The sequence below is a fragment of the Pantoea leporis genome (assembly GCF_028048155.1).
GTDB lineage: Bacteria > Pseudomonadota > Gammaproteobacteria > Enterobacterales > Enterobacteriaceae > Pantoea > Pantoea leporis.
Window position 1 is genome coordinate 587,369 of sequence record NZ_JALMEU010000002.1, and the last position, 23,272, is coordinate 610,640.

At 58.0% G+C, this 23,272-nt stretch carries 22 protein-coding genes and 1 pseudogene; 9 read left to right on the forward strand and 14 right to left on the reverse strand.

Annotated elements, in window-relative coordinates:
- The first annotated feature begins 28 nt into the window (after positions 1 to 28).
- Positions 29 to 667, forward strand: a complete 639-nt coding sequence (locus MWH02_RS09990) for a LysE family translocator (RefSeq protein WP_192413203.1) — start codon at positions 29 to 31, stop codon at positions 665 to 667.
- Between the two features lie 36 nt (positions 668 to 703).
- On the opposite strand, the gene MWH02_RS09995 is transcribed toward MWH02_RS09990, so the two are convergent.
- The 4 genes from MWH02_RS09995 to MWH02_RS10010 all read right to left on the reverse strand — a co-directional run bounded on the left by MWH02_RS09995 (position 704) and on the right by MWH02_RS10010 (position 5,968).
- The gene (locus tag MWH02_RS09995) at positions 704 to 1,504 is read right to left on the reverse strand and encodes an inositol monophosphatase family protein (protein ID WP_101761717.1); all 801 of its coding nucleotides are present in this window, start codon (positions 1,502 to 1,504) and stop codon (positions 704 to 706) included.
- A 14-nt stretch (positions 1,505 to 1,518) separates the two neighbouring features.
- Positions 1,519 to 2,580, reverse strand: coding sequence for an ABC transporter ATP-binding protein (locus MWH02_RS10000; protein ID WP_061719127.1), 1,062 nt, complete (start codon positions 2,578 to 2,580; stop codon positions 1,519 to 1,521).
- Positions 2,577 to 4,799 carry an ABC transporter permease gene (locus MWH02_RS10005; protein ID WP_271460507.1) on the reverse strand — a complete coding sequence of 741 codons (2,223 nt, stop codon included), beginning with the start codon at positions 4,797 to 4,799 and terminating at the stop codon, positions 2,577 to 2,579. Before MWH02_RS10005 ends, MWH02_RS10000 begins: the two co-directional genes overlap by 4 nt.
- Positions 4,800 to 4,939: 140 nt before the next feature.
- Positions 4,940 to 5,968 carry an ABC transporter substrate-binding protein gene (locus MWH02_RS10010; RefSeq protein ID WP_101761718.1) on the reverse strand — a complete coding sequence of 343 codons (1,029 nt, stop codon included), beginning with the start codon at positions 5,966 to 5,968 and terminating at the stop codon, positions 4,940 to 4,942.
- A 217-nt stretch (positions 5,969 to 6,185) separates the two neighbouring features.
- Here MWH02_RS10010 and MWH02_RS10015 point away from each other — a divergent pair, with 217 nt between their 5' ends.
- Entirely contained in the window at positions 6,186 to 7,220 is a 1,035-nt protein-coding gene (locus tag MWH02_RS10015) for a LacI family DNA-binding transcriptional regulator (RefSeq protein ID WP_271460508.1), read from the forward strand.
- On the opposite strand, the gene MWH02_RS10020 is transcribed toward MWH02_RS10015, so the two are convergent.
- The gene (locus MWH02_RS10020) at positions 7,178 to 8,113 is read right to left on the reverse strand and encodes a LysR family transcriptional regulator (RefSeq protein ID WP_271460509.1); all 936 of its coding nucleotides are present in this window, start codon (positions 8,111 to 8,113) and stop codon (positions 7,178 to 7,180) included. The two genes, MWH02_RS10015 and MWH02_RS10020, sit on opposite strands and share 43 nt — an antisense overlap.
- A gap of 132 nt (positions 8,114 to 8,245) precedes the next feature.
- On the opposite strand from MWH02_RS10020, the gene MWH02_RS10025 reads away from it, so the two are divergent.
- Entirely contained in the window at positions 8,246 to 8,926 is a 681-nt protein-coding gene (locus MWH02_RS10025; protein WP_271460510.1) for an SDR family NAD(P)-dependent oxidoreductase, read from the forward strand.
- Positions 8,927 to 8,956: 30 nt separating this feature from the next.
- Here MWH02_RS10025 and MWH02_RS10030 read toward each other — a convergent pair.
- A pseudogene (locus MWH02_RS10030) lies at positions 8,957 to 9,428 on the reverse strand (LysR family transcriptional regulator).
- Between the two features lie 83 nt (positions 9,429 to 9,511).
- On the opposite strand from MWH02_RS10030, the gene MWH02_RS10035 reads away from it, so the two are divergent.
- Both MWH02_RS10035 and MWH02_RS10040 read left to right on the forward strand, forming a co-directional pair.
- Positions 9,512 to 10,333: an MBL fold metallo-hydrolase gene (locus MWH02_RS10035; RefSeq protein WP_271460511.1), complete on the forward strand. Its 822-nt coding sequence runs from the start codon at positions 9,512 to 9,514 to the stop codon at positions 10,331 to 10,333.
- Positions 10,334 to 10,337: 4 nt separating this feature from the next.
- Positions 10,338 to 11,660, forward strand: coding sequence for an amidase (locus tag MWH02_RS10040; RefSeq protein ID WP_271460512.1), 1,323 nt, complete (start codon positions 10,338 to 10,340; stop codon positions 11,658 to 11,660).
- A 63-nt stretch (positions 11,661 to 11,723) separates the two neighbouring features.
- On the opposite strand, the gene MWH02_RS10045 is transcribed toward MWH02_RS10040, so the two are convergent.
- From MWH02_RS10045 to MWH02_RS10060, 4 genes are read right to left on the reverse strand one after another with little or no spacing between them, the layout of a single operon-like run.
- Complete coding sequence (locus MWH02_RS10045) at positions 11,724 to 12,131, reverse strand: DUF2000 family protein (RefSeq protein ID WP_110866750.1); 408 nt, start codon at positions 12,129 to 12,131, stop codon at positions 11,724 to 11,726.
- A gap of 34 nt (positions 12,132 to 12,165) precedes the next feature.
- A complete protein-coding gene (locus MWH02_RS10050) occupies positions 12,166 to 13,023 on the reverse strand; it encodes an AraC family transcriptional regulator (protein ID WP_137387257.1) in 858 nt (285 codons plus the stop codon).
- A 21-nt stretch (positions 13,024 to 13,044) separates the two neighbouring features.
- Positions 13,045 to 14,343: an SLC13 family permease gene (locus MWH02_RS10055; protein ID WP_271460513.1), complete on the reverse strand. Its 1,299-nt coding sequence runs from the start codon at positions 14,341 to 14,343 to the stop codon at positions 13,045 to 13,047.
- A 58-nt stretch (positions 14,344 to 14,401) separates the two neighbouring features.
- Positions 14,402 to 15,301: a LysR substrate-binding domain-containing protein gene (locus MWH02_RS10060; RefSeq protein ID WP_271460514.1), complete on the reverse strand. Its 900-nt coding sequence runs from the start codon at positions 15,299 to 15,301 to the stop codon at positions 14,402 to 14,404.
- A gap of 99 nt (positions 15,302 to 15,400) precedes the next feature.
- Here MWH02_RS10060 and MWH02_RS10065 point away from each other — a divergent pair, with 99 nt between their 5' ends.
- Positions 15,401 to 16,171: a 2OG-Fe(II) oxygenase gene (locus MWH02_RS10065; RefSeq protein ID WP_271460515.1), complete on the forward strand. Its 771-nt coding sequence runs from the start codon at positions 15,401 to 15,403 to the stop codon at positions 16,169 to 16,171.
- Here the strand turns inward: MWH02_RS10065 and MWH02_RS10070 are convergent.
- Entirely contained in the window at positions 16,166 to 17,239 is a 1,074-nt protein-coding gene (locus MWH02_RS10070; RefSeq protein ID WP_271460626.1) for a DUF2817 domain-containing protein, read from the reverse strand. The genes MWH02_RS10065 and MWH02_RS10070 overlap by 6 nt on opposite strands.
- A gap of 73 nt (positions 17,240 to 17,312) precedes the next feature.
- Positions 17,313 to 18,083: a transporter substrate-binding domain-containing protein gene (locus MWH02_RS10075; protein ID WP_271460516.1), complete on the reverse strand. Its 771-nt coding sequence runs from the start codon at positions 18,081 to 18,083 to the stop codon at positions 17,313 to 17,315.
- A gap of 387 nt (positions 18,084 to 18,470) precedes the next feature.
- On the opposite strand from MWH02_RS10075, the gene MWH02_RS10080 reads away from it, so the two are divergent.
- Genes MWH02_RS10080 through MWH02_RS10090 form a run of 3 tightly spaced genes read left to right on the forward strand, consistent with a single transcriptional unit; the run spans position 18,471 to position 21,290 of the window.
- Positions 18,471 to 19,232, forward strand: a complete 762-nt coding sequence (locus MWH02_RS10080) for an alpha/beta hydrolase (RefSeq protein WP_271460517.1) — start codon at positions 18,471 to 18,473, stop codon at positions 19,230 to 19,232.
- Positions 19,233 to 19,254: 22 nt separating this feature from the next.
- Entirely contained in the window at positions 19,255 to 19,929 is a 675-nt protein-coding gene (locus MWH02_RS10085) for a heavy metal response regulator transcription factor (protein WP_271460518.1), read from the forward strand.
- Positions 19,926 to 21,290: a heavy metal sensor histidine kinase gene (locus MWH02_RS10090; protein WP_271460519.1), complete on the forward strand. Its 1,365-nt coding sequence runs from the start codon at positions 19,926 to 19,928 to the stop codon at positions 21,288 to 21,290. The genes MWH02_RS10085 and MWH02_RS10090 overlap by 4 nt, the downstream gene beginning before the upstream one ends.
- A gap of 73 nt (positions 21,291 to 21,363) precedes the next feature.
- On the opposite strand, the gene nfsB is transcribed toward MWH02_RS10090, so the two are convergent.
- Together nfsB and MWH02_RS10100 are read right to left on the reverse strand one after the other, a co-directional pair.
- Positions 21,364 to 22,017, reverse strand: a complete 654-nt coding sequence (gene nfsB / locus MWH02_RS10095) for an oxygen-insensitive NAD(P)H nitroreductase (protein WP_101761730.1) — start codon at positions 22,015 to 22,017, stop codon at positions 21,364 to 21,366.
- A 115-nt stretch (positions 22,018 to 22,132) separates the two neighbouring features.
- Complete coding sequence (locus MWH02_RS10100; protein WP_271460520.1) at positions 22,133 to 23,134, reverse strand: zinc-binding alcohol dehydrogenase family protein; 1,002 nt, start codon at positions 23,132 to 23,134, stop codon at positions 22,133 to 22,135.
- Positions 23,135 to 23,272: the final 138 nt, after the last annotated feature.

Consider the following 23,272-nt stretch of genomic DNA (forward strand, 5'->3'; position numbering starts at 1 on the left):
TTAACATGCCAGGGATGCTGACGTTGCTATGCTGCAGTTTTCAAATGGTTTTCTGCTGAGTTTGTCGTTATGCCTTGATATCGGTCTCGCCAATATCGCCATGATCACGCTGGCGATGCAGCGCGGCTATTTTCACGGTTTTTGGTTGGGGATTGGCACCTGCATTGGTGACTTAGTCTATGCGGTGCTGGCGCTGGCGGGCATGGCGATAGTGCTTCAATTCACCGCCGTGCGCTGGATATTGTGGATTGGCGGCGGTGTGATGCTGCTGTGGTTTGCCGGGAAAATGCTGTATGCGGCGTTGCAAAAGCAGGCTGCACTGCCGGAAACCGAACAACAGCCCTATCGATCGCTGCTGCGCGAGTTCAGTCGTGGCGTGATGCTGGCGATGTCATCGCCGACTGCAATTTTGTGGTTTGCCAGCGTCGGCGGTGCGTTGATTTCCCGCATGGGACACGGCAGCGCGGCGGCAACCTCATCGTTTCTTGGCGGCTTCTTTATTGCGGGCGTAGTGTGGACCTGCGTGCTGTGCCTGGTGGGGAGCATGGGCGGCAAGCTGCTGGGGCAGCGTTTGTTGAAGTATTCCTATCTTGCTTCGGCGTTGATTTTTGTTTATTTCGCCATCTATGTGATTTGGTCGGGTTACCGGGAATTTATTCTGGTTTGATAGAAGGTCGCCATTCAATGGCGACCGCAACCAACATCACAACCCGGCAATCCGCTTCAAATCGGCTTCCGCGCCTGGCGCAACCGCCAATACCTGTGCGCCTTTCAACAATCGTTCACCTTCGGTATTGAACGGGTGATACCAGCCGCCCGCTTCCTTCACCAGGCAATAACCGGCCAGGCAATCCCACGCATGCATGTACGGTTCGTAATAACCGACCACGCGCCCAGCCGCGACCCACGCCAGCATCAATGCGCCGGACCCAATGCGGATAAAATTCCCCCCTGCCGCCAGCAGCGATGCGAGGATTTTCCCTACTTCATCCGGGCTGACGTGGCTGTTGGCACCAAAACCGGTGACGTGGTTTTGCAGCGTGCGCGACGCATCCACCTGCAAGCGCTTGCCGTTGAGCGTGGCACCCTGACCCATCGCCGCCACGTAACACTCCTGATAAGTGGGCGCGAAAATCACGCCAATCACCGGCACGCCGTCATGCAGCACCGCCACGGACACGCACCAGTTCGGCATGCCGTTAAGGAACGGGCTGGTGCCGTCGATCGGATCGACCACCCACGTATAACCCGATGAACCTTCCTGCAATCCGTACTCTTCGCCGAGGAAACCGTCGTCGGCAAACTGCGCGCGAATTTGCTGGTCGATCATCTGCTCCACTTCGCGGTCAGCGCGCGACACCACATCCTGCAAATCGTATTTGGTCTCCACCACCAAGGTTTCACGCTGATGGAAATACTCCAGCGCCTTCGCGCCGCCGGCGCGTGCCACCTTCTCCGCCAGAATCAGGCGCGATAACAGCGGGTCATTGTCTAATTCACTCATCATCCATCCTTACATTAACCGGCAATCAGGGCCAAACCCTGAGGTTTAAAATCAATCGCGACGTTCGAGGCCAGCGGCAACTGCTGCTCCATCTCGGCATCGACAATAAACAGTGAACCCAATTCGGTGGCGACTTCATATTCGATATGGTCGCCGAGCCACGTGCTGTGCGTCACTTCGCCGCGCAGTGCACCTGCGCCTTCTCCGCGCAGGGTGATGAATTGCGGTCGCACCGACAGCTGTGCTGCGCCGGTTTTCAGGCCGTTGCCGCGCACGCGATAGCGCTGGCTGCCGAGTCGCACCAGCGCTTCGCTGCCATCAAGCTGCTCCACTTCGCACGGCAGGATATTGGCCTCGCCCATAAAGTCGGCGATAAACACCGAGTTCGGCGCGTGATAAAGACTTTCCGGCGCGCCCTGCTGTGCAATATCCCCCTCTTTCATGACAATAATCTTATCGGAGACCGCCAGCGCCTCTTCCTGATCGTGCGTGACGTACACCGCGGTGAAGCCGAGTCGCTGTTGCAGATCGCGGATATCGGTGCGCACCCGGCGACGCAAACGCTCATCGAGATTCGAGAGCGGTTCATCCAGCAGCAGCACCTGCGGCTCCAGCACCAGCGCGCGCGCCACCGCAATGCGCTGCTGCTGCCCGCCGGAGAGCTCAGACGGCAATCGCTGGCCCTGATGTTCGAGGCCCACCAGCTTCAACCCTTCGCGCGCGCGGTCCTGCGCTTCACGTTTATTCATGCCCGACGACTGCAAGCCATACATGATGTTGTCGAGCGCGCTCATGTGCGGGAACAGCGCGTAAGACTGAAACACCATCGCCACGTCGCGCTCATTGGCGGGCAAGTTGGTGACATCTTTGCCGCCAATCAAAATGCGCCCGGCGCTGGGATGCTCGAGCCCGGCCAGCAGGCGCAGCGTGGTGGTTTTGCCGCAGCCGGACGGACCCAGCAGCGTTACCAGCGTGCCGGGCTCCACCGTCAGCGAGAGATCGGGAATGGCATCAAATCCGGCAAAGCGTTTCGAGACGTGTTCAAACACCACAGATCCAGCGGTTACGCGTGTCATACGGCTCTCTCCTGCGTTAATGAGGTTGTTGCGGGCGGCACCGCAATATCGACCGGACGGGCCACGCGGCGCAAACGCCGTTCGCCCACCAGCCACTGGAACATGCCGATGATCAGCAGCATCACCACAATCAAGACGGTTGAGTAAGCAATCGCCACACCGTATTCGCCGTTTTCCACCAGCCCGACGATGTAAGAGGTTGCCATGTTGTATTGCGCGCTCACGAGGAAGATCACCGCACTGATTGAGGTAATGGCACGCACGAAGGCGTAGACCAGCGCGGCGCTGATGGCAGGTTTCAGCAGCGGCAGTACCACTTTGCGCAGCGTGCGGAAGCTGTTAGCCCCGAGCGTTAATGACGCTTCATCCAGACTTTTATCCAGCTGGCTCATCGCCGCGATGCCGCCGCGCACGCCGACCGGCATGTTGCGGAACACAAAGCAGGCTACCAGGATCATCGCGGTACCGGTGATCTCCAGCGGCGGCAGGTTATAGGCCATCACATAACTCACGCCGATCACCGTGCCGGGAATGGCGAAGCTCAGCATCAGCAGGAACTCGAAGGTCTGACGACCGGCAAACTTCTGACGCACAATTAGCCATGCGGTAAGCAGGCCGACAATCGCCGTCAGCGGCGCGGCAATCAGCGCGATCTCCAGCGTGGTCCAGAACGAGTTCCACGCAACGCCGCTCCACAGCAGGTGCCCGTTGCTGAAGCTGACGCCAAAGGCGCGCACGTAATGCTCGATGGTCAGCGCATCATTCAATCCCCACGACTGCACAAAGCCGCCGACCACAATCATGCCGTAGATCACCAGCGTGAACAGGCCCCACGGAATCACCATGCCGTACACGCCAAAGCGCAGCACGCGCGGCAGCTGCACATGTTTGCCGCCGTCGCCTTTGCCGGTGACGGTGGCGAAGTTTTTACCGCCGAGCCACCAGCGCTGCAGCACAAAGGCCGTCAGCGTGAAGCACAGCAGAATCATCGCCAGCACGGCCGCACGACTTGGATCGTTCTGCGCGCCAACTACCGAGAAGAAGATCTCCGTGGAGAGCACGCCGTGACTGCCGCCCAGCACCATCGGATTACCGAAATCGGCCATGCTTTCGATAAAGCCAATCAGGAAAGCGTTGGCTAAACCCGGCGCCATCAGCGGCAGCGAGACGCGCGTAAAGGTGCGCCAGCGATTGGCACGCAGCGTTTGTGATGCCTCTTCCAGCGACGGACTAACACCTTCCACCACGCCAATCAGCACCAGAAACGCGATCGGCGTAAACGACAGCACCTGCGCAATCCAGATGCCGGTTAAGCCATATAGCCAGCGGCCCGGCTCGATGCCAAACAGCGCCGCCAGATGTTCCGTCACTACGCCGGAGCGACCAAACAGCAGGATCAGCGCCAGACCAATGACAAATGGCGGCGTGATGATCGGCAAAATGGTCAGCATGCGCAGCGCTTTCTTAAACGGCAGCGGCGTGCGCGTAGCGGCTAAGGCAAACGCCAAACCGAGCAGCGTTGATCCGGCGGCAGTCATCAGCGCCAGCCACAACGTGCGCCATGCGGTGCCGCAGGTGCCGCCCGACAAGCAGGACAAGCTCCAGATCGACGGATCCTGAATGTTGCTGATTAAGCCATCCGGTTTGAAGCTGCCGTCTACGTCCTGCACCGACACCACAAACATGCTCAGCACCGGATAGAGCACAAAGATGCTCACCAGCGCGGTGAGCAGCACCAGCGACGCCACCACAAAGGCGTCGCCTTTCATCACGCCGCGTTCAGCCAGCGCGAAGGAGAACAGCAGCAGAAAAGTGGTCAGCAACAGCAGCGCACCTGCGCCCATTGCCGGCTGGCCGGATGCGAGCGTGCCGAAGCGGTTTTCCAGCCACAGCCAGCTCCAGCCGCTGTAGCCAATGGCGTGACCTTCGATGATGAGGAACAGCACGCCAAGTGCGCTGAACAGCAGCAGCAAACGGCTGCGCGCCGCGCCCGGCAGGAGGCCGCAGCCAGCGCACAGCACAAACAGCGCGATGGCGATGATGAGCCACGGATGTTCGCCCACTTGCCACAACGCAGGCGCGTTGGCGCTATCGCTCCACAGGCTGGTTAACCAGCCGCGGCTGAAGAAACCGGCTTCCAGGCTGAACCACGGCAGCAGCAGTAACGCCACTGCGCCGATGAGCAGCGCGCCTGTCAGACGACGATTATTTGCATTCATCCAATCCCCCAAAACGTCATTGCGTGCACGTATGCGTAGCGGCGCGATTTCTCGCGCGTCTTTGCTTTTCAACATTCGAACCGCATGCACCGACGAACAACGCGCAATAAATTGCCACGCTACGGTGTGCGCAAATTCTGTTACTGCGCGCTGGCACCAATCTCTTTATCCCAACGTCCCAGTAACGCTTTACGTTTGGCCGAATCGCCGTAGGTCTTGAAGTCGTAATCGATCAGTTTGATGTTCTCAAAGCGCGGCGCGTACTCTGAAATCTCCGCGTTGCGGTTCGACGGCAGCTGGAAGGATTTAGCCTCTTTCATATGCGATTGTGCTTCGGCGCTCAGCGCCCAGTCGTACCAGACTTTGGCGTTCGCGAGATTGCGCGCTCCTTTAACAATCGACATTGAGCCAATCTCATAGCCGGTGCCTTCGCAGGGCGCCACGGTCTTAATTGGGAAACCGTCGACTTCCATCGCCACCGCATCATGCATAAACACAATGCCCACGGTGGTTTCGCCACGCGCCGCCGATTTCACCGGCGCCGAGCCGGATTTGGTGTACTGCGAAATATTGGCGTTGAGTTTTTTCAGGTAATCAAAGGCCTGATCTTCACCCATGATCTGCACCAGCGTCGCCAGCGTGTTGTACGCCGTGCCCGACGAGTTCGGGTTGGCGATCTGGATTTCCCCTTTGAAGCTTGGGTCCAGCAGATCGGCCCAGCATTTCGGCTCTTTTAGCTTTTTCGACGCCAGTAATTTGGTGTTATAGCCCCAACCGAGCGCGCCGGCGTAGATGCCCACCGTGCGGTAATGAGAGTTTTCCGCCTGCTTCTGCGCCCAATCCTGCTGCTGATCGAGCAGCGGCGATTTGTACGGCTGCGTCAGCCCCTCTTCCGCCGCCTGCATATGCGGATCGCCGGTGCCGGCCCACCAGATATCAGTGCGCGGATTGCGTGCTTCGCTGCGCAGGCGCGCATAAGCTTCGCCCGCCGAGAGGCGCACCATGCTGACTTTGATATCCGGATGTGCCTTGCTGAAGATGTTGGTCATGTGCTCGCACACCACCACATCGGCGGAGCAGACCATGTTCAGATTGCCCGCCGCCGAAGCGGCAAAAGGTATGGCAGTGCAACAGAGGGATAGCGCGATGGCCATTGAGGTGACTCGCATAGTGTTCTCCTGGATTGTAGGGTTGGTGCTTCATTGGCACCTTTTCTTGCACGTGTGTGCAAAGTAGTAATGAACAAGAAATGTCCTGTCAAACACCAAGCTGCGCAATTGTTAGGCGATGTCACAAAAATGCAACAAATGAGATCTTAAGCAGTTTGCACAGCTTTGCAATCTGAGGCAGACTCAGTTGCAGCCAGATTGTGAAGAGGTGTTGAACATGCAGCATGAGAAAGCGGTGGTGAGCGCGCAGGATGTCGCTGAACGCGCGGGCGTATCGCGCTCAGCGGTGTCGCGCGCGTTTACGCCGGGCGCCAGCGTGTCACCGGCAACGCGAGAACGGGTGATGAAGGCGGCGGAAGAGTTGGGGTATCACGTCAATCATCTGGCGCGCGGTCTGGTGCGCAATCGCAGCAGCATTGTCTGCCTGATCGTCTCGGAAATCGCCACGCCCTATCGCGCCAGTCTGGTGCGCTGGCTGACGCAGTTTTTGCAGGAAGCAGGCAAAGTGGCGATGCTGATCAACACCGATCGCTCGGATAACAGCGTTTCGGCGGCATTGCAGCAGGCGATTAATTTCCGCGCCGATGCCTCAATCATTCTCTCCGGCATGCCGGATCGCACCATCACGCGCCAATGCTATAAACACGGCCAGCGCATCATTTTGATCAACCGCGACGAATCGCTGCCGGGCTCGCTGAGCATCAATCTCGATGCCGAAAGCGCCGCGCAAACGGCGGTGATGGCGTTTCAGCGCGCCGGTTGTCAGCATCTGGCGTTTGCCAATTCGCTGGCGGGCACGCCGAGCCTGAAAAAGCGCGAAGACACCTTTGTGCTGGCGGCCGAACGGGCGGGATTAACCGTGACCATCGAACGTTTTGGTACCACTTCGTACGAGAGTGGGCAGATTCTGGCGCACCGCTTGCTGACGCGTCATCAGCGCCCAGACGGCGTGTTTTGCGTCACCGATTTGGTGGCCTGCGGCTTTATGGATGAAGCGCGCCACCGCTTTGCGCTGCGCGTGCCGGAAGATCTCTGTTTGATCGGTTACGACAACATCGCGCAGGCCGGCTGGTCCTCCTACAATCTCACCACGTTTTCCCAGCCGGTTGAGCAGTTCGCACAGGACGCGGTGAAATGGTTGATACAAACCGAGCAGGAGGAAACCGGCTTCACGCCGCAAGTTGAACAGCAGCACGACAGCCTGCTGTATCAGGCCGATGTAGTGTGGCGTGGTTCGGTGCGCGGCGGCTGACAAACCTTTTTTACCACGCCGCGTAACCAATGATGCGCCGCGTCATTTTCCAGTCGCGGATGCCACAGTTGTGACACGGTCATTTCTGGCGTGGCGAACGGCAGTTCAAACATCGCTAAGTGGGTGCTGTTTTTGATCAACGGATGATGCAGAAACAGCGAACGCGGCACCAACGCGACGAGATCCGATTCCTGCGCCAGCGCCACCGCGCTGGAGAATGCCGCTACCACCGCCGCCACCTTGCGGGTTAATCCTGCCTGCTGTAGCGCATCGTGAATCGGCCCGCCAAGCTCACCGCGCCGTGACGCCACGATATGACCAAAAGCGGCGAACTGGGTGATATTCAGCCGCTGCGTGAGCGGATGCCCGGCGCGCACCACGCCAACGAAGCTATCGCGGAACAGCGCCTGCAGGCGAATCTCCGGGCCCATATTGCCCAGGACGCCAATCTCCAGATCGATGTTGCCTTCGCGCAAATCGCGCGCGCTTTTCTCCGGCTTGGGCACAAAACTGAGCCACGCGTGCGGCGCTTGTTGCGCCACGGCAGCGATAAGCGTGCTGCCAAAGGCTTCGACGAACCCTTCATTGGTGCGCAGGGTGAAGCAGCGATCTAGCTGATGCAGATCCAGCGACTGCGCCGTCGGGCTCAACACCGCACGCGCCTCGCGTACCGTGTGATGCGTGCGCTCGCGAATCGCTTCGGCATAAGGTGTCAGCACCATGTTACGTCCGGCGCGCACTAACAGCGCATCGCCGGTGGTGGCACGTAAGCGTCCCAGCGTGCGGCTCATCGCCGATTCGCTCAAGCTCAAGCGACGCGCAGCGCCAATCACGCTGCCTTCAATCAGCAGTGCATCCAAAGCAATTAACAGATTCAAATCGGCATCATTCATACGCTTTATCCTCGCCTATTGCGCACTTTGAGACAAGGCGTTTGGCGCAGGTTAATACTGCGAGTGCTGCGCGTTCCGCCTGCCCTAACCCGGCGCTACACTCTTCTTATCGCAAACACCAAGGAGAACAACATGAAGATATTACTGATTGGCGCATCGCGTGGCCTGGGTTTGGCACTGGCGGAAACCATGCTGCAGCGCGGTTTTCAGGTGGTCGCCACCGGACGTGAAAACTCGACAGGGAATTTACAACAACTGGTCGATCGCTTCCCCGCACAGTTGACGGTGGAAAGCGTGGATATCAATGAACCGGAACAGGTCGCAGCGCTGCATACGCGGCTAGCGGATTGGCAGTTCGATATGCTGTTCGTCAACGCAGGGGTGAAAAATGATGACCGCGAAACCATCGCCGATGTTTCCACCGAAGAGTTCACCCGCGTGATGGTGACTAACGCGCTAAGCCCGTTGCGGGTGATTGAAACCTTTAAAGATCGCGTTACGCCCAGCGGCACTATTGCGGTGATGTCATCTGGCCAGGGCAGTTTGACCAACAACACCAACGGTAACTACGAGGTGTATCGCGGCAGCAAAGCGGCGCTAAATATGTTTATGCGCAGCTTCGCCGCACGTAGCGGCGGCGAGCGCACGCTATTGCTGATGGCACCCGGCTGGGTGCGCACCGATATGGGCGGCCCGGAAGCGCGCCTGACCATTGAGGAGAGCATTCCGAACTTGCTGAACACTATGGAAAGCTACGCTGGGCGACGCGGAATTCATTATCTGGATTATTTAGGGCGTGTGGTGCCGTGGTAAACGTGCAGGTCGCCATTTATGGCGACCTCATCAAAGCGGCTTACTCTTTATCAGCCCGCGCAGCCTCTCCCGCAGCCAGCGGTTGGCGGCATCTTCGCTGCGCGCGTTATGCCACAGCAGCGACACTTCATAATCCGGCATATTGACCGGTACTGGCGCGGCGCTCAGGTCATACAAATCGCACCAGGATGGTACCAAACCCTGCGGCACCGTAGCGAACAGCGGCAAACGCTTAAGCAGCATCGGCAACGCGGAGAAATTTGGCGTCACATAGCGCACGCGCCGCGCTACACCTTGTTATTGCAGCTGCCGATCCAGCGCGCACAAATAGCGGATCGTCAAACATCTCGCGCAGCCGTTTTAACGCCGCGCTCACTGCCGGTTGTCCGAGATAGAGCCGATTTGCCGCTTGCGTGACACTGCGCACCTCGTACATCACCAGCAACACCACCAGCAAATTCAGGTCGATGCGCAAGAAATCATTTTCGTTGATGCTTTGCATGATTCTAATCGATTTAAATAATGATCGTGCCGCCAGTATAGTGAGGCTTCTTCCCTGCTACCAAAAAACTTTAGGAGCTCCTCATGACGATTCGCGTCGGCGATTGCCTGATTACCAAAGTGAGCGAACAAACCGCTGCCTTCCCGCTGGGCGTGCTGTTTACGCCACATCGCGCGGAAATGAGTGACGAATTAGCTGAGCAGCCCGCCGAAATGTCGATTCATAGCTGGGTGGTGCGCACCGGTGAACACACCATCATTATCGATACCGCCACCGGCAACGGCCGCAATCGCGATAACAAGCCGCTGTTTCACCAGCTGAATACGCCGTATGCCGCAAACCTCGCGCAGGCGGGCGTTGATCCAGCCGAAGTGACGCTGGTGCTGATGACGCATATTCATACCGATCACGTTGGCTGGAATACGCATCAGCGTGATGGCGAATGGCTGCCGATGTTCCCGAATGCGCGCTATATCTGCTCGGCGCGGGAACTGGCGCACTGTCAACAGAATCCGGCGGCGCAGGAGCTCTATCGCGACAGTATTCTGCCGCTGATCGGGAGCGGCCAGCTTGAGACTATCAACGTGCAGGATTCACCTTTGTTTGCTGGCGTGCTGCGCTATTTCTCCACGCCCGGTCACAGCGTTGATCATGCATCGATTGTGCTGGAAAGCGCCGGTGAATCGGCGATCTTTGCCGGCGACGTGATGCATAATGCCATTCAGTTTCAGTATCCGTACTGGAACTCACTGTTTTGCGAGGATAAAGCGCTGGCGGTCACTTCACGGCAACGGGTGGTGGACTGGTGCGCACAACATCAGGCAATCTGGTTCAGCACCCACTTTAATGGCAGCGCGTGCGGACGCGTCACGCGCGACGGACAATGGATTCCGCTGGAGAATTAACCTAATGCAATACGCTGATTATCCCACCGCTTCGATTAACGATTTACATCAGGCGCTGACCCAGCGCACGGTGAGCGCGCGCCAGTTAGCTACCTTCGCGCTGCAGCGCATTGGCGAGGTGGATCAACCGCGCTACAACGCCATCACCTGGCTGTTTGCCGAACAAGCCTTAGCGGCAGCGGACGCCAGCGATGCGCGTCGTCAGCGCGGCGAGGCGGCGGGACCGCTGGAAGGTATTCCGGTTCTGATTAAAGACAATATCGAAGTGCAGGGCTGGCCAACCAGCGCCGGTTCGGTGCTGCTGCGTGAGGTTATTGCCAGCGACGATGCGCCGCTGGTTACCCGACTGAGAAAGGCAGGCGCGATTCTGATCGGCAAAACCGCCATGCATGAGCTGGCGGCGGGCATTACCGGCGCGTCGTCGTTAAGCGGATTTACCCATAATGCGTGGGTTGAAGGCCGCTCGCCGGGCGGATCGAGCAGCGGTTCCGCCGTGGCGGTCGCAGCCGGTTACGTGCCGCTGGCGATCGGCAGCGATACCGCCGGATCGGTGCGCATTCCGGCGGCGTTTAACCATCTTTTTGGCCTGCGCATGACGCGCGGTGCAATCAGCACCGACGGCATTGTGCCGCTGTCGCCAACTCAGGATATTCCCGGCCCGCTGGCGCGGTCGGCGGCGGATTTACGTTTAGCGTCTGAAATTCTTAGCGGACAACAGTTTGCGGAGAGCGATGAGCCGCTGCGCATCGGCATCTGGCTGGAAGGGTTTGCAGCCGATGAAGACGAGATTAATCAGGCGGTTCGCGCGGCACTGGCGGATTTCGCGCCGCGTGAGGTGAGTTATCCGCAGCTGGAGACGTTGGCCGCCGACGCCAATATCATCGGCTACGAATTTGCCGCTGCGCTGGCGGCGTATCTGGCGAATAAATCGCAGGCGCAGGTCCGCACGCTGGCGGAAGTGGTGGCGTCCGGGCGCTATCATCCGCAGCTGGAAACGGTGTTTACCACGCGGGCCCAGCATCCGGGCGTTGAGAGTGAAGGTTACCGGCGGGTGCAGCAGCGTCAGCGCGATCTGTATTTGCAGCTGGCTGAATTTTTCGCCGCGCAGCAGATCAATCTGTTGGCTTATCCGGTAGTGCGCCGTGCGCCGGTTAAGCACGGTGAGATGCAGGAAGGCAGCAACGCGCTGATTTCAGCGGTGACCGGCGCGCCGGCGATCAGCATTCCAGCGGGATTCAGCGCCGCAGGATTGCCGATTGGGCTGGAGCTGCTGGCGCTGCGTGGGCGGGAAGATTTGTTGCTGAGCGCGGCGGATAAGTTTGTTTAATAGCGCCCTCACCCTGGCCCTCTCCCGCCCGCGGGAGAGGGTTAGTGTGAGGGAAAACGTGCTTTACCCGTGCAACGCCAATCCCTTAATCGCCTTATCCACCGCCTTCTTCGGGCCGCGCAGCGCAATGCCGACCAGATTCAAATGATCAGCATCCTCCGCCATAAACACTTCGCGGTTCGCCGCATCGTGACCGGTGGAAAACATCGCTTCCACGTAAGGAATAATGGTTAACTCGCGCTCCAGTCCCTGACGGTGCGCACGCTGCAAACCGGCCAAATCCCCGGCAAACACCAGCATCGGCTGGCCCGCCATGTTGCCGTACTGTCGCGCTTTGGCATCAATATAAGGTTCGCCCATCATCTCGGGGGCGGCGGACGCCACGCCGGTAGCGAGGAACGCCACCACATTCAGGCGCTGCCAGGTGGCTAAATCATCACGTACGATCAGGGCGATTTTGGTATCAAACATCTGCAACAACTCTCCAATGACAACGAAAACCTCATCATCTAAGAGCAGGTGGGGAAGCGTATAGAACGTTTGTGCACTGACGTTGATAAGCGGCGGGCGTCATGCGATAGGCGCGCTGAAACCAACGGCCCAAATGACTTTGATCGGCAAATCCAACCTGCGCCGCCACCTGCACCGGCTCAATGCCCTGCGCCAGCAACGTGCGCGCGCTGCGCAAACGCAAACGCACCAGATAGGCATGCGGCGATTGGCCGAACGCCTGTTTAAACTGGCGCGTCAGGCGAAATCGATCAATGCCGGAAAGGCGCGACAGTTCATCCAGACCAATATCCTGCGCCATAAAATCGTGCAGATAGTCGCGCAGCAGCTGCATCTGACGCATCGCTTCGCTGTGCTGCAGGCTTGGTTTGGTATCCAGATGGCGTGACAGCAGGGTGAGCAAATGATCGAGGCTTTGATCGCGCGCCAACCGCCCTTCGCCCTGATGCACGGCAAACCAGGCTTGCTGAATGGCGCTGGCTAACAGCGCATCGTCAGTCAACGTGTGGCGGAAAGCGCCTTCGATATTCGACACATCACCCAAGCCGCGACGCTGCATCATTTCCGCCACCCAGCTTTGCGGCAGATAGAGCATCACGTAAGTGAAACCCTCGGCGTCCGGCGCATGGCCATCATGTACCGCACCCGGTTCAATCAAAATCGCCCGGCCCGGCGTGCTGGTGTGCAGCGAACGATGGCAGTTAAAACGTTGCAAACCTTGTTGCGTCACGCCCACCAGCAGTTCGTCGTGATCGTGCGGATCGTAAGCGTGTCCGCGAAAGTGCGCGTTGACGCTTTCAATTCCGGTTTCATCATCACGACGAAAATCAACCCAATCATTATTGGCTGGCATAGGCAATCTCTGGCAAACACATCAGGCATAGCCTAGCAGCCGAAACCACAGATAATCCAGCGGTAACAGCAACACCGCGCTAAGCAGAAAAATCAGTGCGCACAGCTGTAAACCGGCCTTCGCCGGAACGTTGCCGAGTCCCATCGCCACCACCACCGGCGATGCCTGATACGGCAGCAGCGGCGTAGCGTAGGCAAACACCTGCAACATGATCACGGTGAGTAGCGGAAAGCCAGACGCGTTCGCCAGTTCTTGCGCCATCGGCGTCACCATCGCCGGTACGCCGTTGGCGGTGAGCACGAAATTCAGTAGTGACACCAGCGCATTGAGCACCGCGAAATTGCTGAAGGACGGGTGTTCGTGCAGCGGTAACACGTTAAGCAACGCATTGGCGATCATCCGTCCCAGGCCTGAATCCACTACCAGCGTGGCGACACCAAGAATCCCGGCAATGTAAATGCAGGTGCGGAAATTTACCCCGCTGGCAAAGTCCTCGCTGGAGATAAAACCTACGCGCGGCAATAAACAGATACAGGCTGCCGCCAATCCCACCCACGCAGCCGGTAAGCCGTGCACGCTGTCGGTCATCCACAGCAGCAAAGTGATCGCCAGCAGACCAATCAAGCGCCATTCGCTGCGGCTAAGCGCGGTTAAGCTGTCGCGCTGGTGGACCGCTTTGGGCTGCGCGCGAAACAGAAACAGCAGGCAACCTATCAACAACAAGCCCTTAACGACGCCCACCACCGGCATATGCAGCAACCACCACGGCAACCATTGCAGGTGCAGCTGATACGCGCTCTCCGCCGCGCCGCTCAGCACCAGATTCGGCACATTGGCGGGCAAAATACTGGCGGAGAGCTGGAAGGTGCCAAATCCCACTGCCAGCGCCAGGCCAATACTGCCGCGGCTGCCCGCTTTGATTCCTGCGCGTTCGCCCATCGCCAGCACCACCGGCATCAGCAGCGCGATGCGTCCCATATTTGAGGGCATAATAAACGCCAGCAGGTAAGTCAGCAGCACGGTTCCCGCAATCATACGCGGCCAGCTTTGGCTAAGCGGCACCACCAGCCAGTTCGCCCAGCGCTGCGCCAGACCAACTTTGCGGATCGCCGCGCCCAGCACAAATCCGCTGAGCACCAGCCAAAACGCCGACGAGGCAAAACCGCTGAATATGCTGCTGGCAGGAGCCAACTTTAGCAACATCGCCGCCGTGAAAAACAGCAGCGCGGTGACGTATTCCGGCAAACGCGCGCTGGCCCATAGCAAAATGGTGCTGCCCACCACCAGCGCGGTGAGCCAGAAGTTGAGATCGGCGGTCATTGATGAACTCCCTTTCTTTTCCAGGTCGCCATAAAGGGCGATGCTACGAGTGGGTATATTATCCCGCCAGCTGCGTGAGCCAGTGGATTAGCGCAGCGCTGCCCGGCTGGCTGAGCGAGCGCTGCGGCCAGACGAGGAAATAGGGTTTGCTGAGCGGCAAGCTAAGCGGATCGACAACCACCAGCTCGCCGCGCGCCAGTTCGTTGGCAATCAAACGCCGCTGACCGAGCAGCAAGCCCGCGCCTGCCACGGCGGCATCAATCGCCAGCGAGGTAAGATTGAAACTGAACGACGGCTGCGGCGGCGCATCGTCAATGCATTTAGCCTGAAACCAGCTGCGCCAGTCAGGTAAGAAACGCCCTTCGTTGCCCCAGTCGAGGTGAATCAGCGGCGCGTACTGCAACACATCCATACCGGCAAAACGATGCAGTAGCGCCGGGCTCGCCACTGGCAACACCTCATCGAGAAACAGCAGCTGCTTGTCCAGCTGCGGATAGCGATCTTCGCCGAAACAGATGACAAAATCGGCTGGCGTGGCGTTGAAATCCACTTGCGTATGGGTGCCGTGCAGCGATAAATCAATTTCAGGACAGTGCGCGCGCCACTGCGCGATGTTCGGCAGCAGCCATTTTGAGGCCAGCGCCGGCAGCGAATAGAGCGTTAATCGCGGTGCCGACGCCGCATGGCGCAGGTTTTGCTGGCCGAGGTGCAGAATGTCGAACGCCTCAGTGACATAACGCAGATACTCTTTGCCCATCTCCGTCAGCATCACGCCGCTTTGTGTGCGCACAAACAGCGTGCTGCCCAATTGCTCTTCCAGTTGGCGAATTTGCTGGCTCACGGCGGCGGGCGTTAACGCCAGCTGCGCAGCCGCTTTCGCCAGGCTGCCCAGTTCCGCCGCCACTTTGAAGGATTGAATGACGCTGATTTTGGGCAAACGTGGTGATGGGGCGGGCATTAAGGTTTCCTTAGCAAGGTGTTAAATTTTTATCGTTACGTATTAACATATCAGCGAGTTACAGTCTTTACACACCTGTAACACATGAGAAGTAAAACTATGTCTGCCTTGATTCGTTTCGATCTGCATCCGCTGGCCGATGCCGACTGGCGTCGCACCTGCCGTGACCAACTTAATCAGCACGGCGCTTTAGTTTTGCGTCAGTTCCTGCAGCCCGCTGCGCTGCAGGCCATCATTGCCGAAGGCGATGCGCAGCGCCATCTGGCGTATCACACCGCCAGCAAACACAACGTTTATCTGATGAAAAAAGATGAGGCTTTCAGCGCCGATCATCCGCGTAATCGCGATGTCATTAGCACCAAAGGCTGCATCACCGATGATGTGATTGCCGCCGATTCGCCGCTGCGCCAGCTCTACAACGATGAACTGTTCAAAAGCTTCCTGTGCGATGTGCTGGGTGAAGAGGCGCTCTATCCGTATGCCGATCCGCTTTCGTCGATCAATCTGCACTACGCGCCCGACGGCCAGGAACTGGGCTGGCACTTTGATAACTCGTCGTTCGCCATCACGCTGCTGGTGCAGAAACCGCGCGCCGGCGCCGTGTTCCAGTATGTGAAAGATCTGCGCGATGCCGATGCCGGTGAGATGAATTTCGACGGTGTGGCGGCGGTGCTGGATCAGCGCCAGCCGGTGGAAGCGCTGGCGATTGATGCCGGGGATCTGGTGCTGTTCCGTGGGCGCAATTCGCTGCATCGCGTTACGCCAACCGAAGGCGATATCACCCGCATGCTTGCGGTGCTGGCGTATAACACCGAGCCAGGCATTGCCCTGTCGGAAACCGCCCGCATGACGTTTTACGGACGCTTATAAATCGATTAACGCCCGCCAGCCACGCACAAAAATCTGCTGGGTGCGAAAAGCCACCAGCGCGCGCCAGTCAGCGTCGGCGGGCCAAAATCCTTCTACCAGCTCCTGCTTAATCGCCCGCCCGCTTTCACTGGCTGGATCGCCTTGCAGATGCAGCCAGTGATCGTCGCGCACGCGGCGATGCATCTCCTCGCCAGGATAGGTGCCGCACTCCACCACCAGCGGCAAAATCTGCGTCTTCGGTAGCGACGTCAGCAGAAATTGCGACACATAGCCGGTAGCCGTCGCGGTCACGCCGGTTTCGCTGTCGCGCCCTGCGCCGGTGAATAGCAGCGTTAACCATTCTCCATAAATCTCCTTGCCCCAGTCATGTGCGGCAAAACGTTGCTCGGCAATCGACAGCAGCATCGGATGTCCCCACGCGCCCGCGCCGGTGTGCAGATCGAAGCTGATGATGGTTTTGGCGTGCGACAAGTGATCGGCGATGATGGTTTGCAGCGTGCGGTACGACCAGCCTGGCTGTTGGCCGCCGAAGAAGAAACCGTCCGCCGCGCCATATTGCCCCGCTTCCACCACGCGTTTTATCGCCGGCCAACCGGCGCTGTTGAGCGCGTCAGCTAACAGCTTATCGGCGCGGGCACGGTCGCCGTGATAAATGCCATGCCACGCGGCGTAATCGGGATTGGCAGGTGTGGGCTGTGAAAAATCGATAAAGTTGCGATTAAGGTCGATGTTGTCTTCATTGACGCGGCGTAAATGCGCCGCGCCCCACGGATTGAGCAGATGCAGCATCACGATAGCAGTATCCGCGGGCAGCGCCGTGAGGTTGAAGGTATCCAGCCAGGCGATCTGGCAATCGGAGCCGTAATAGCCTTCTACGCCGTGCGTGCCGGAGATCACCAGCATCAGCCGTGATGCGTTGGCATCGCCGATTACCGCGACGTCAGTGAAAAGTTCCTCGCCCTGCGGACCGGGTAACGGATGCGCGTAGGACGTTAATGCGCCGTTTTGCCGTTTGACGGCGGCGAGAAAGCGGGCGCGTTGAGTTGGGTAGTGCGGTAAGTTCGTCATGATTTTTGAGTGAGTGTGGGTGCGGTTGGTGGGCAAGGTCGTCATCAATGGCGACCTTGCGTGCATATGACTTTTACGGATAGACCTTGAATTTGAAGTACTTCTTCGCCAGTTGGTCGTAAGTGCCGTTGCTGTGCAGTTCGGCCAGCGCGCTGTTGATCAACTTCAGATTGGCCGCATCGTCTTTACGCAATCCAATGCCCACGCCATTGCCCAACACCTCTTTATCCACCAGCGTGGCACTGATGACGTAGTCTTTGCCGGCTGGCGTGTTAAGAAAACCTTGTTCTGCCGAAACCGCATTGGCCAGGCTGGCGTCGAGCCGTCCCGCCACCAAGTCAGGGTAGATCTCCATCTGATTAGGGTAAGAAACCACACTCACGCCCTTGGTTGCCCACTGCGCTTTGGCGTAGGTTTCCTGAATGGTGCCCTGCGCGACGCCGATTCTTTTGCCGCGCAGCGCGTTAATGTCTCCCGTTAGCGGCGCTTTGGCGGGTGTAAGCAATGCGCTCGGCGTGACGTAAAGCATGTCGCTGAAAGCGACCTGCTCGCGGCGTTTCTCCGTCATCGACATCGCCGAAAGAATCGCATCAAACTTTCTCGCCTGCAGCGCCGGAATGCTGCCATCAAAACCAATCTGCACCCATTGGCACGTCACTTTGGCCTGGGCGCAGATCGCGTTGCCGAGATCGATATCAAAGCCCTGCAAAGAACCGTCGCTGGCTTTGGATTCAAACGGTGGGAACGTCGGATCAACGCCGAAACGCAAGGTTTGCTGGGCAAATGAAGCGTGGCTGAAAGCACTCAGCGAAAGCAGTAAGGCGAAAGAGAGATTCTTCTTCATTATTAACTCCGGCAGGCAGAAATATTCACAAAGGGATGCAGAGTTAATAACATGGTGGACAGGTTGTCACTACAGAAATTACGGATTTTGAGTAGAGCAAATACTTATAATAGTTAATAAGTTAGCTTTTATTTATGCCACATTAAGTTTTACTTAATGCTCGTCGGTCAAGATATGAAAACCGCTAATACCGAGAGCACACATTGTAGCGGCGCAATTCATTGCGCGATAAATCGCGCCGCTACGGAAGTTGCGATGATTCGATACGGCGCTGAACCGAACGGCATTACGCAAGCTGCACGTCATTCTTTTGTCATAACTCGCTCACACTGATGTCAGAGCCGATTGCTTACCCTGATGGCCTACCTTGCCATCTGGAGCATTACGATGAAATTGAACAAACTCACTCTTGCAGCAGGCATGCTGCTGGCTATCGGCGGCGGCGCGGCGCAGGTTCAGGCGCTGCCGGTTAAGAATATTGTGCTGGTGCACGGCGCGTTCGTCGGCGGTGCGGGCTGGCGTCCGGTGTATGACCGTTTGACGCATGACGGCTACAACGTGACGCTGGTACAGGAGCCGCTCACCGGCTTCCCGGAAGATGTGACGGCGACACGCCGCATTATCGATCAGCAAAATGGGTCGGTGATTCTGGTTGGCCACAGCTACGGCGGCGCGATCATCAGTGAAGCCGGTAACGACACCAAAGTCGCTGGGCTGGTTTACATCGCGGCGCATGCGCTGGATAACGGCGAAACCGAAGCCAGCAATGGCAAGAAATTCCCCAACAGCGCGCATCCGTTTGCTAAATCCAGCGACGGTTATCTGACCATCGCGCCGGAAAATTATCACAGCGATTTCGCTGCTGATTTACCCGCAGCGCAGGCTGATTTTGAAGCGCACGCGCAGATGCCCACAAACTCCGCCGTGTTCACCGCCAACATTTCTGACCCGGCGTGGAAGACCAAGCCTAGCTGGTACATGGTGGCGAAAGCTGACAAAATCATCAGTCCCGATCTGGAGCGCATGTACGCCAAACGCGCGCACAGCCACACGGTGGAGATTGCCGGCGCCAGCCATTCGGTGTATCAATCGCATCCTGACGACGTCGCGAAGTTGATCGAGCAAGCCGCGTTACACGCCCAGCCCTGAAACCCCTCCCGCGGAGAAGCGCATGAAAATTTTGGTGATTGAAGATGAAGCCAAAGCGCGCGATTACATGCGCAAAGGATTGACCGAAGCGGGATTTATCGTTGATGTGGCGGAAAACGGACAGGATGGCTTGTTCTACGCGCAGGAGCATCATTACGATTTGATTCTGCTCGACGTAATGATGCCCGGCATCGACGGCTGGCACGTGATGGCGGCGCTGGATAAGCAGATCCACACGCCGGTGATTTTCCTCACCGCTAAAGGCACGCTGGAGGATCGCATCAAAGGGCTGGAATTGGGCGCTGATGATTATCTGGTCAAGCCCTTTTCGTTCGCCGAACTGCTGGCGCGCGTGCGCACCCAACTGCGGCGCGGCGCTCAGCAGAAGTTGCCGGATGTTCTCCAGTTGGCCGATCTGCAACTGGATATCCTGAAACGTCGCGTTGAGCGCGGCGGCCAGCGTATCGATCTCACCAACAAAGAGTTCAACCTGCTGCACTTGTTCCTGCTGCATCCCGGCGAAGTGCTGACGCGCACCGTGATCGCCTCACGCGTGTGGGACATGAATTTCGACAGCGACACCAATGTGGTAGATGTGTCGGTGAAACGCCTGCGGCAGAAAATTGATGGCCCGTTTGCCCAGCCGCTAATTCACACCGTGCACGGCGTAGGTTACCGCTGTGAAGCTGAATTATGAAAACCCGGTCTCTCGCCACGCGTCTGTCGCTGCTGCTGAGCGCCACGGTGATTTTCATTTTCTCCCTCAGCGGCATCGCGCTTTATCACTCGCTGGCGACGCAGATTGGCGTGCGCGACGACGCGGCGCTGCTGACGCGCATCGATCAGATTCGCACGCTACTGCGCGATGAAGATGCGCTTACGCTGATCCAGCAAAAACCCCGTTTGTTCGCCAATATGCTCGGCAATACCGAATCGTTATTGGTGCTGCGTTTTCCCGGCCAGCCGCCGCTGATTGTGGTCAATCCCGGCCAGCGTCCAGTCCCCGCGATTACGCCGGTTGCCGCCGATCAGCCGCTGGCGCTGTCGTCGGTGCATCATCTCGCCGCCGCCGACGGTACGCCGTTTATTTCGGCGGCCGCGCTGGCGCCAACGCGCGATGGCAATGGCCAGATTGAGATCATCACTGGCCGCCTGATGAGCGACCGCACGCAAACGCTGCGCAGTTATCGCGATCAAATCATCCTCGCCACCGCGCTGGCGGCGTTGCTGGTGGCGGCGATCAGCATCTGGCTAGTGCGGCGCGCTTTAACCCCGCTGCGTCGTTTGGCGGCGCAGGCGGATGCGATTGACGCACGTCATTTGTCGCAGCGCATGCCACAACAGGCAGCGGCGGAATTGCAGCCGCTGGTGGCGGCGTTTAATCAGATGTTGAGTCGCCTTGAGCTGGGTTATCAGCAGTTGAGCCAGGTTTCTGCCGATATGGCGCACGATCTGCGCACGCCGATTAGCACGCTGATCGGCCAAACCGAAGTGGCGCTGAGTCAAACGCGCAGCGTTGGCGATTATCAGGCGCTGCTCGGCTCCAATTACGAGGAGCTGGAACGGCTGGCGAAGATGATCGACAACATGCTGTTTCTTGCCAAAGCGGAAGATGCCAGCCAGGCAATGGATTGGCAGAACATCGATCTGGCGCTGCTCGGCGAGAAGTTGCAGGACTACTTTGACGGCATGGCGGAAGAGCAGTCGATGCGGCTGGAGATGGCGCTGCACGGCGAACTGCTCGCTGATCCGCAACTGCTGCAACGCGCGCTGGCCAATTTGATCGCCAACGCGCTGCGCTATGGCGACCAAAACTCAACCATTCGCGTGTTTAATCAGGACCATTCGTTGACAGTGGAAAACCACGGCCCGGCATTAAGTGAGGAACAGCAGGCGCGCATTTTTGATCGTTTCTGGCGCGCCGATAGCTCACGACATCAGGGCAGCAGCGGTTTGGGATTGTCGATTGTACGCAGCATTATGCGTTTGCATCAGGGAAGTTGTGAGATGCATAGCGAGCAGGGTGTGAACCGTTTTACGTTGCGGTTTCCGTATTGATCTTGCGCGATAAATCGCGCCGCTACACATACGTGCGTCCATCCGTAGCGGCGCAATTTATTGCGCGAAGTATTTAAATAAAGGTAAAAATCTCGTCACGTGGCAAACGTGATTTCGGCAGCGCGGCGTTGAAATCCGCATCGCTGCGATAGCCCAGCGACACCAGCACCACGCTGGTAAAGCCCTTCTCACGCAGACCCAGCGCCTGATCCAGCGCGCGCTGATCGAAACCTTCCATCGGTGTGGCATCAATGCCCAACATCGCTGCGCCCAGCAACAATCCGCCCAACGCCAGGTAAACCTGCTTTTCCATCCACTGCGGCACATCGCGTGATTCATAGCGATGCATATCGACATAGCTGCGACGCACCATGTCATTGTTCGCTTTGCTTTCCGGCCTGGCGTAACGGCCATCAGCATCTTCCTGATCGAGCACGTTCTGCAAATGCGCTTCATCCAGATCGGTGCGCATGCACAGCGCGATAACGTGCGAGGCATTGCGCACTTTCGGGCTGTTATAGGCAAAGGCGCCATCGGTGGATGCGGCGATTTGCTCGCGACCCGCTTCGGTGGACGCCACCACAAAATGCCACGGCTGGGAGTTCACTGATGACGGGCTGTTGCGCAGCACGTTCAGCAGGGTTTCGATTTCATCCTGCGGCAGGCTTTTACCCTGTTCAAAGGCTTTTACAGTGTGACGACGAGCGACTGCATCATTGAGTGTCATGGCCTATTCCTTTTTCTTTGTAGCGCGATAAATCGCGCCGCTACAGAAGTGTGCGGATATCCGTAGCGGCGCAATTTATTGCGCGTGGTTTGCATCATTTATTGCGTTAATTTGGTTAAAACCCGCTCAATACGATCTTACCGCGTGCGCGACCGCTCTCGATCAGCGCATGCGCCTTGCGCAAATTGGCGGCATTGATCATGCCGTGATGTTCGCCGGCGGTGGTTTGCAGCGTTTTGTCATCAATCAGCTGGCTCACGCGCTGCAGAATCTCATGTTGGCGCTGCATATCGGCGGTATGGAACAGCGAGCGCGTAAACATCAATTCCCAGTGCAGTGAAATCGCTTTGCGCTTCAGCGGCACCGCATCCAGCGTCTCGGGATCGTCGATCAACGCCAGCTTGCCCTGCGGCGCGAGCGCATCAATCAGCTGATCGTAATAGCTGTCGGTATGCGTCAGCGAGGCGACATAGCGCACCTCTTTATGTCCAATCGCCGCCAGCTGTTCGCCCAGCGGTTGAGAATGATCAATCACATGGTGCGCACCGAGTGAACGCACCCAATCCGCCGTTTCCGGGCGGGAAGCGGTGCCGATCACCGTCAATTTGGTTAGCTTGCTGGCGAGTTGCGTCAATATGGAACCGACGCCGCCACCTGCGCCAATAATCAGTAGCGCGGCGTTGTCATCGGCTTGTACCTCAAGACGATCAAACAGCAGTTCCCACGCGGTCAGCGAGGTCAGCGGCAGCGCGGCGGCCTCGGCGTCGTTCAGCGAACGCGGTTTGTGCCCGGCAATACGTTCATCCACCAGGCCATATTCGGCATAGCTGCCGGCGCGCGTGATATCACCAGCATAAAACACCTCGTCGCCCGGCTGGAACAGCGTGACATCTGCGCCCACTGCTTCCACCACGCCTACCGCATCCCAACCGAGAATGCGCGGCTGATCGGTTGGCGCACCGGCGCGCACTTTGGTGTCCACCGGATTCACCGCAATGGCGTGAATTTTTACCAGCAGATCGCGTGCGCCCGGCGTTGGCTTATCAACCTCAAGCTCATACAGCGCATTTTCATCGGAAATCGGTAAACCGTTTTGGCTATAAACAATGGCTTTCATCAGGCAGATCCTTATTCATCAGCAGGTTTGGTGAAGTAAATTCAGCATAGCGGTCCGCAGCGCAATGAAAAATGCCAGTTGCAGGTGAACACTTTCACTCTTAGAGTGAAAATCCCTGCTGACTACCACGATGAATAA

Excerpts from the sequence above, each read along its gene's own strand:
- MWH02_RS09990 (WP_192413203.1), top strand. The coding sequence starts at position 29 with ATGCTGCAGTTTTCAAATGGTTTTCTGCTGAGTTTGTCGTTATGCCTT.
- MWH02_RS10010 (WP_101761718.1), bottom strand. The coding sequence starts at position 5,968 with ATGCGAGTCACCTCAATGGCCATCGCGCTATCCCTCTGTTGCACTGCC.
- MWH02_RS09995 (WP_101761717.1), bottom strand. The coding sequence starts at position 1,504 with ATGAGTGAATTAGACAATGACCCGCTGTTATCGCGCCTGATTCTGGCG.
- MWH02_RS10025 (WP_271460510.1), top strand. The coding sequence starts at position 8,246 with ATGAAGATATTACTGATTGGCGCATCGCGTGGCCTGGGTTTGGCACTG.
- MWH02_RS10060 (WP_271460514.1), bottom strand. The coding sequence starts at position 15,301 with ATGCCCGCCCCATCACCACGTTTGCCCAAAATCAGCGTCATTCAATCC.
- nfsB (WP_101761730.1), bottom strand. The coding sequence starts at position 22,017 with ATGACACTCAATGATGCAGTCGCTCGTCGTCACACTGTAAAAGCCTTT.
- MWH02_RS10080 (WP_271460517.1), top strand. The coding sequence starts at position 18,471 with ATGAAATTGAACAAACTCACTCTTGCAGCAGGCATGCTGCTGGCTATC.
- MWH02_RS10005 (WP_271460507.1), bottom strand. The coding sequence starts at position 4,799 with ATGAATGCAAATAATCGTCGTCTGACAGGCGCGCTGCTCATCGGCGCA.
- MWH02_RS10065 (WP_271460515.1), top strand. The coding sequence starts at position 15,401 with ATGTCTGCCTTGATTCGTTTCGATCTGCATCCGCTGGCCGATGCCGAC.
- MWH02_RS10045 (WP_110866750.1), bottom strand. The coding sequence starts at position 12,131 with ATGTTTGATACCAAAATCGCCCTGATCGTACGTGATGATTTAGCCACC.
- MWH02_RS10055 (WP_271460513.1), bottom strand. The coding sequence starts at position 14,343 with ATGACCGCCGATCTCAACTTCTGGCTCACCGCGCTGGTGGTGGGCAGC.
- MWH02_RS10090 (WP_271460519.1), top strand. The coding sequence starts at position 19,926 with ATGAAAACCCGGTCTCTCGCCACGCGTCTGTCGCTGCTGCTGAGCGCC.
- MWH02_RS10040 (WP_271460512.1), top strand. The coding sequence starts at position 10,338 with ATGCAATACGCTGATTATCCCACCGCTTCGATTAACGATTTACATCAG.
- MWH02_RS10035 (WP_271460511.1), top strand. The coding sequence starts at position 9,512 with ATGACGATTCGCGTCGGCGATTGCCTGATTACCAAAGTGAGCGAACAA.
- MWH02_RS10020 (WP_271460509.1), bottom strand. The coding sequence starts at position 8,113 with ATGAATGATGCCGATTTGAATCTGTTAATTGCTTTGGATGCACTGCTG.
- MWH02_RS10085 (WP_271460518.1), top strand. The coding sequence starts at position 19,255 with ATGAAAATTTTGGTGATTGAAGATGAAGCCAAAGCGCGCGATTACATG.
- MWH02_RS10050 (WP_137387257.1), bottom strand. The coding sequence starts at position 13,023 with ATGCCAGCCAATAATGATTGGGTTGATTTTCGTCGTGATGATGAAACC.
- MWH02_RS10000 (WP_061719127.1), bottom strand. The coding sequence starts at position 2,580 with ATGACACGCGTAACCGCTGGATCTGTGGTGTTTGAACACGTCTCGAAA.
- MWH02_RS10015 (WP_271460508.1), top strand. The coding sequence starts at position 6,186 with ATGCAGCATGAGAAAGCGGTGGTGAGCGCGCAGGATGTCGCTGAACGC.
- MWH02_RS10100 (WP_271460520.1), bottom strand. The coding sequence starts at position 23,134 with ATGAAAGCCATTGTTTATAGCCAAAACGGTTTACCGATTTCCGATGAA.
- MWH02_RS10070 (WP_271460626.1), bottom strand. The coding sequence starts at position 17,239 with ATGACGAACTTACCGCACTACCCAACTCAACGCGCCCGCTTTCTCGCC.
- MWH02_RS10075 (WP_271460516.1), bottom strand. The coding sequence starts at position 18,083 with ATGAAGAAGAATCTCTCTTTCGCCTTACTGCTTTCGCTGAGTGCTTTC.